This is a genomic window from Kribbella sp., from assembly GCF_035655035.1.
Taxonomy (GTDB): domain Bacteria; phylum Actinomycetota; class Actinomycetes; order Propionibacteriales; family Kribbellaceae; genus Kribbella.
The window spans coordinates 1-5,272 of sequence record NZ_DASRVN010000324.1 but is presented as its reverse complement, the minus strand read 5'-3'; the positions used below and the strand labels follow the sequence as shown (position 1 = coordinate 5,272).

Here is a 5,272-nt window from a genome sequence, read left to right as displayed (position 1 = left end):
CTTGAAGGCGGCGAGGGTGTCGAGGGTGGCCGCGGGTGCCGCGCTCAGCAGGCGGCGGGCGAGCGCGCGGCGGAGGCTGGTGGCCTCCTGGACTTGGGCTTCGGACGGGGTGCCGCCGCAGCGTTCGGCGATCACGCGGAGGGTGGCGGGCAGGTCGCCGTACGCGCCGATGAAGCGGTCGTACGACGACGCGTCGAAGGCGTGCTGGAAGGCCGTCGGGTCGACGCCGAGCACCGCGCCCATCTGGGCGTTCACCTCAGCGCGGGCAGCCTCGCCGCCGGGGATCAGTGTGCTGAAGAGGTCCGTCAGGAGGACTTTCACAGCGCCGGGGGGCGGCGTTCGTAGGGGGTGCTGAGGACGATCGTGGTGGTGGTGGAGACGTTGGCGCGGGCGCGGATCACGGCCAGGAGGTTCTCCAGGGCGGCCGGGGAGGCGACGCGGACGACCAGGACGTAACTGGAGTCGCCGGCCACCGAGTAGCAGGACTCGATCTCGCGGACCTCGCGGAGGCGCTCGGGAGAGTCGTCCGGCTGCGACGGGTCGATCGGGCGGATCGAGATCAGCGCGGTCAGCGGCAGGTCGAGCGCGGTGTGGTCGACGGTGGCGGCGTACCCCTGGATGATGCCGCGCTGCTCGAGGCGCTTCACCCGCTGGTGTACGGCCGACGTGGACAGGCCGGTCGCCTTGCCCAGGTCGGTGAAGCTCATCCTGCCGTCGGTCGCGAGCAGCCCGACGATCTTGCGGTCCAGGTCCTCCATCCCGAAGACCCTACTGCCCCGGACACCGGCTGTGAAAGCATCTCCCCATGCCAGTATCAAACCCAGGGACAGGACAGCGGCTGATGCTGCTCGACACGGCGTCTCTCTACTTCCGGGCGTTCTTCGGCGTACCGGACACCATGAAGGCCGCCGACGGTACGCCGACGAACGCGATCCGCGGGCTGCTGGACTTCATCGCCCGGCTGGCCGAGAACCACCGGCCGACCCACCTGGTCGCCTGCTGGGACGACAACTGGCGGCCGTCCTGGCGGGTCGCGCTGATCCCGTCGTACAAGGCGCAGCGGGTCGAGTTCGTGTCACCGAAGGGCGAGCAGATCGAGGACGTACCGGACCGCCTGGAGGTCCAGGTGCCGTACATCCGCGCCTGCCTGGAGGCGATCGGGATCGCGGTCGTCGGCGCCCCGGACCACGAGGCCGACGACGTGATCGGCACGCTCTCGCACCAGGCGACGATGCCGGTCGACGTCGTCACCGGCGACCGCGACCTGTTCCAGCTGATCGACGACAGCCGCGGCATCCGGGTCGTGTACACGGCCGCCCGCGGCGTCGGGCGCGCCGACGTGTACGACGAGCGGGCGCTGCTCGCGAAGTACGAGGTCCCGGCCCAGCGGTACGCCGACTTCGCCACGCTGCGCGGTGACGCGTCCGACGGGCTGCCCGGTGTGAAGGGGGTCGGCGAGAAGACGGCCGCCGCCCTGGTCACGGCGTACGGCGATCTCGACGCGATCCGGGCCGCGGCCGCGGACCCGGGTACGCCGATGGCGCCCGGGGTGAAGAAGAAGATCCTGGACGCGAGCGACTACCTCGACGTCGCGCCGAAGGTGGTCGCGGTCGCGAAGGACGCCCCGGTCGGGACGTACGACGCCACGCTGCCGCGCGAGATCAAGGACCCGGAACGCTGGCTCGACCTCGTCGAACTGCTCGAACTCGGCGGCAGCGCGCAACGCGTGATGTCCGCCCTGAACCTAGGACCCAAAGCATGACGGACACGCGTGAGGTCGCGGAGCGGTTCCGCGAGGAGATCGTCGGCCTGCGGCGGGCGCTGCACCAGGTGCCGGAGTACGACCTCGACCTGCCGAAGACCCAGCAGCTGATCCTCGACGCGCTCGAGGGCCTGCCGCTGGAGATCACGCTCGGCAAGGAGCTGTCCTCGGTGACCGCCGTACTGCGGGGTGGCCGCGGACCAGGGCCGGTCGTACTGCTGCGCGGCGACATGGACGCGTTGCCGGTGACCGAGCGCGTCGACGTACCGTACGCGTCCCAGCACGCCGGGATGATGCATGCCTGCGGCCACGACCTGCACGTCGCGGGCCTCGTCGGCGCGGCGAAGGTGCTGTGCGCGCTGCGGGACGAGCTGCCGGGCGACGTGGTGTTCATGTTCCAGCCCGGCGAGGAGACGTCCGGCGGGGCGCCGATCATGATCCGCGAGGGCGTCCTGGACGCGGCCGGCCGACGCGCGGACGCGGCGTACGGGCTGCACGTCGGCGCGTCGTCGCAGCCGCTCGGGATGTGGAGCAGCAAGCCCGGGTCGTTCATGGCCGCGGCGGACCAGCTGCACGTCCGGGTGATCGGCGAGGGGACGCACGGGTCGACGCCGTTCCGCGGCAAGGACCCGATCCCGGTGCTCTGCGAGATCGTGACCGCGCTGCAGACGATGATCACCCGGCAGTTCGACGTGTTCGACCCGGTGGTCCTCACGGTCGGGCGGATCGCCGGCGGTACGAAGGAGAACATCATCCCGGACGACGCGTTCATCGACGCGACCGTCCGGACGTTCTCCGAGGCGACCCGCGCGAAGGTGCAGAAGTCGTCGATCCAGCTCGTCGAGAGCCTGGCCGCGGCGCACGGCCTGCAGGTCGAGGCGGAGTACCAGGTCGGCTACCCGGTCACGGTCAACGACGAGGCCGAGTACGCCTTCGCCCGCGCGACCATCGAGGACCTGTTCGGCACCGACCGCTTCCGCGAACGCCCTAACCCGCGCTGCGGCGCCGAGGACATGTCGTACGTCCTGAACGAGGTCCCCGGCGTCTACCTCAACCTCAGCGCCTGCGCCGCCGAGGACCCCGACGCCGCCGCCGACAACCACTCCCCTTTGGCCGCCTTCGACGACTCCGTCCTCCCCGACGGCGCCGCCCTCCTGGCCGAACTCGCCGTACGCCGCCTCAATCGCGGGGCGTCATAGGCGGTTCCTGCACGGCGTTCTCGAGCGGCGCGTACCGTCAGGCCTCGCGAGCGCGCTCGTACGTCAGGTGGGCGAGGCCGTTGCCCACCGTCTTCGTGTGGATCAGGCGTAGCGGTCGCTTGTCGCTGGTCTCGCCGAACACACGCTCGCCCGCGCCGAGCACGACCGGGAAGACCGTCAGGCGCAACTCGTCGACCAGGTCGTGCTCCATCATCATCCGCACGAGCGGACGGCTGCCGTACACGACGATCTCTCCCAGGAGCTGATCCCTGAGCTTCGAAACCTCGCTGACCGGATCGCCCGCCAGGACGGTCGCGTTCGTCCACTGGGGCTCTCGAAGGGTCGCGGACACGACGTACTTGGGGAGACGGTTCAAACTGTCCAGCCACTCGCCACTCATGATTCGCGACCGGGCGCCGAAGTACTCGTCGGTCAGCCGGCCCATCAGCAGCGCCTCGGCACCTTGTGCCTCGGCCAGTTCCAGCTCTCCCCACGCCCCCCAGTCCTGGCCCATGAACTCGGCGAACCAGCCGCCGTGCTTGAACCCTCCCTCGCCGCTCGGGTCCTCGACCACGCCGTCCAGCGTGACGTTCTGGCTGACCACGATCTTTCCCATGATGATTCTCCTTGATATGTAGGGATTAGCTGAGCAGCGCGCGTGGCAACCCGAACCACGGCAGCACGCTGCTGTCGAACCGCGTCATCGCACAGACCTGATCTCCGCTCAGCGTCAGCACGATCAGCCCCGTACCGTGCCGGACGCCGCTCGGCGCGCGGACGTACGTACCGAACGCGGGCTGGCCGTTCGCACGTGCCGGAATCACACGCACCTGGCGATTCATGCCGAAGATCGCGGACCAGAAGCGGACTGCCGCATCGCGACCCTCGTACTCGAACGGCAGCGGCGGCATCGAGACGAACACGTCGTCGGTCAGCAAGGCAACCAGCGCGTCGATGTCGTTGGACTCGAACGCCCGGACGAACCGGGCCGTGACCACGTCCTCACCCGGCGAACCCGGCGACGGTGCAGGTTGCCGATCCTCGGACAGTTCCCGGTACCGGCGGAGGCCGGCCCGCGCTCTTTTCAGCGCGCTGTTGACCGAATCGAGGGTGGCATCCAGCATGCCGGCGACTTCCTCGGCGCGGAATCCGAGGACGTCACGCAACACGAGGACAGCGACCTGGCGCTGCGGCAACGCCTGGAGGGCAGTCACGAACGCCAGAGAGATCGACTCGGACTGCTCGTACCGAGCCTCGGGCCCCAACGGTATGTCGCTCCCGGTGGGGACCAACGCCTCCGGAAGCGGTTGCAACCACGCGACGTCCCCGAGGCGGGTCGGCGCGGGCGGCTCGACCGCGACGTCCCACTCCTTGACCGGACGCCTACTCATCGAGCGCCGCGCATTCAAACACCGGTTGGTGGCAATCCGGTACAACCAGGTACGGATCGATGCCCGGCCGTCGTACCCGGCCAAGCCTCGCCACGCGGCCAGCAACGTCTCCTGCAGGCTGTCCTCCGCATCCTGGAACGAACCCAGCATGCGGTAGCAGTGCACCTGCAACTCCCACCGGAACGGCTCGGTCAACTCCCGGAACGCGTCATTGTCACCCGCCCGCGCTCGCGCCGTCAGCTCACCGCTGTCAACACCACTGGTCACAGCTATCTGCTCCTCGCTCGGCAACTGTCGCGGATACAGACACCGGCGACGCGCCGAACTGGTCGGACCGCCCAGCTTCACCTCACCCCGGTGTCTGTATAGCGCAACAACCGACGCGTAGGAGAGAGCGATGCCATGCGGAAACTGATCGAGTACGTGCTCGTCTCGGCGGACGGCGTGACCGAGGACCCGGTAGGTATGGGCGTGGGCCGGTACCAGGACGAGGCGTACCTGCGGGACGGCCTCGGCCTGCTCGAAGCGTGCGACGCTCTGCTGTTCGGGCGCCGGACGTACGAGGACTTCGCCGCTCTGTACGGCAGGGGTGGGACGCACAAGCCGATGTGGGCCGATCGGCTCGAGAAGATCCCGAAGTACGTCTTCACCTCCACGCTGGACAGCGCCGACTGGGGCAACCCGGCCATCATTCGCGGCGACGTCGTCGACGAGGTGACACGGCTCAAGCAGCAGGACGGCGGAAACCTGCTGATCCTCGGCCACGGCCGGCTCACGGAGACACTCCTGCGCGAGCGGCTCATCGATGTCATCGACCTCACCGTCTATCCCCTGTTGATGGGCCGCGGGAAGCAGTTCTACTTCCGTGCCGGCCAGCAGGCCGAGCTGAAACTCGCGGCCGTCAAGGCCTTCTCCAAGGT

Annotated in this window: 7 protein-coding genes; 3 read left to right on the top strand and 4 right to left on the bottom strand. The window is 69.1% G+C overall.

The window, feature by feature from the left end; translation table 11 throughout:
- Positions 1-321, bottom strand: a 321-nt coding sequence (locus VFF46_RS18325; protein WP_325038355.1) for a hypothetical protein, incomplete at its 3' end; no start/stop codon positions are given.
- The gene (locus tag VFF46_RS18320) at positions 318-758 is read right to left on the bottom strand and encodes an Lrp/AsnC family transcriptional regulator (RefSeq protein ID WP_141860629.1); all 441 of its coding nucleotides are present in this window, start codon (positions 756-758) and stop codon (positions 318-320) included. The genes VFF46_RS18325 and VFF46_RS18320, both read right to left, overlap by 4 nt.
- Before the next feature lie 83 nt (positions 759-841).
- Here VFF46_RS18320 and VFF46_RS18315 point away from each other — a divergent pair, with 83 nt between their 5' ends.
- Both VFF46_RS18315 and VFF46_RS18310 read left to right on the top strand, forming a co-directional pair.
- On the top strand, positions 842-1,762 hold the full coding sequence (locus VFF46_RS18315) for a 5'-3' exonuclease (RefSeq protein ID WP_325038354.1): 921 nt from the start codon (positions 842-844) through the stop codon (positions 1,760-1,762).
- Positions 1,759-2,961 carry a M20 family metallopeptidase gene (locus tag VFF46_RS18310; RefSeq protein ID WP_325038353.1) on the top strand — a complete coding sequence of 401 codons (1,203 nt, stop codon included), beginning with the start codon at positions 1,759-1,761 and terminating at the stop codon, positions 2,959-2,961. Before VFF46_RS18315 ends, VFF46_RS18310 begins: the two co-directional genes overlap by 4 nt.
- A 37-nt stretch (positions 2,962-2,998) precedes the next feature.
- On the opposite strand, the gene VFF46_RS18305 is transcribed toward VFF46_RS18310, so the two are convergent.
- Positions 2,999-3,577 (bottom strand): dihydrofolate reductase family protein, encoded by a 579-nt coding sequence (locus VFF46_RS18305; protein ID WP_325038352.1) that lies wholly within the window; start codon positions 3,575-3,577, stop codon positions 2,999-3,001.
- A 25-nt stretch (positions 3,578-3,602) separates the two neighbouring features.
- Positions 3,603-4,619 carry a sigma-70 family RNA polymerase sigma factor gene (locus tag VFF46_RS18300; protein WP_325038351.1) on the bottom strand — a complete coding sequence of 339 codons (1,017 nt, stop codon included), beginning with the start codon at positions 4,617-4,619 and terminating at the stop codon, positions 3,603-3,605.
- Positions 4,620-4,754: 135 nt separating this feature from the next.
- On the opposite strand from VFF46_RS18300, the gene VFF46_RS18295 reads away from it, so the two are divergent.
- Positions 4,755-5,272 (top strand): dihydrofolate reductase family protein (locus VFF46_RS18295; RefSeq protein WP_325038350.1); only part of this gene is annotated, 518 nt, incomplete at its 3' end.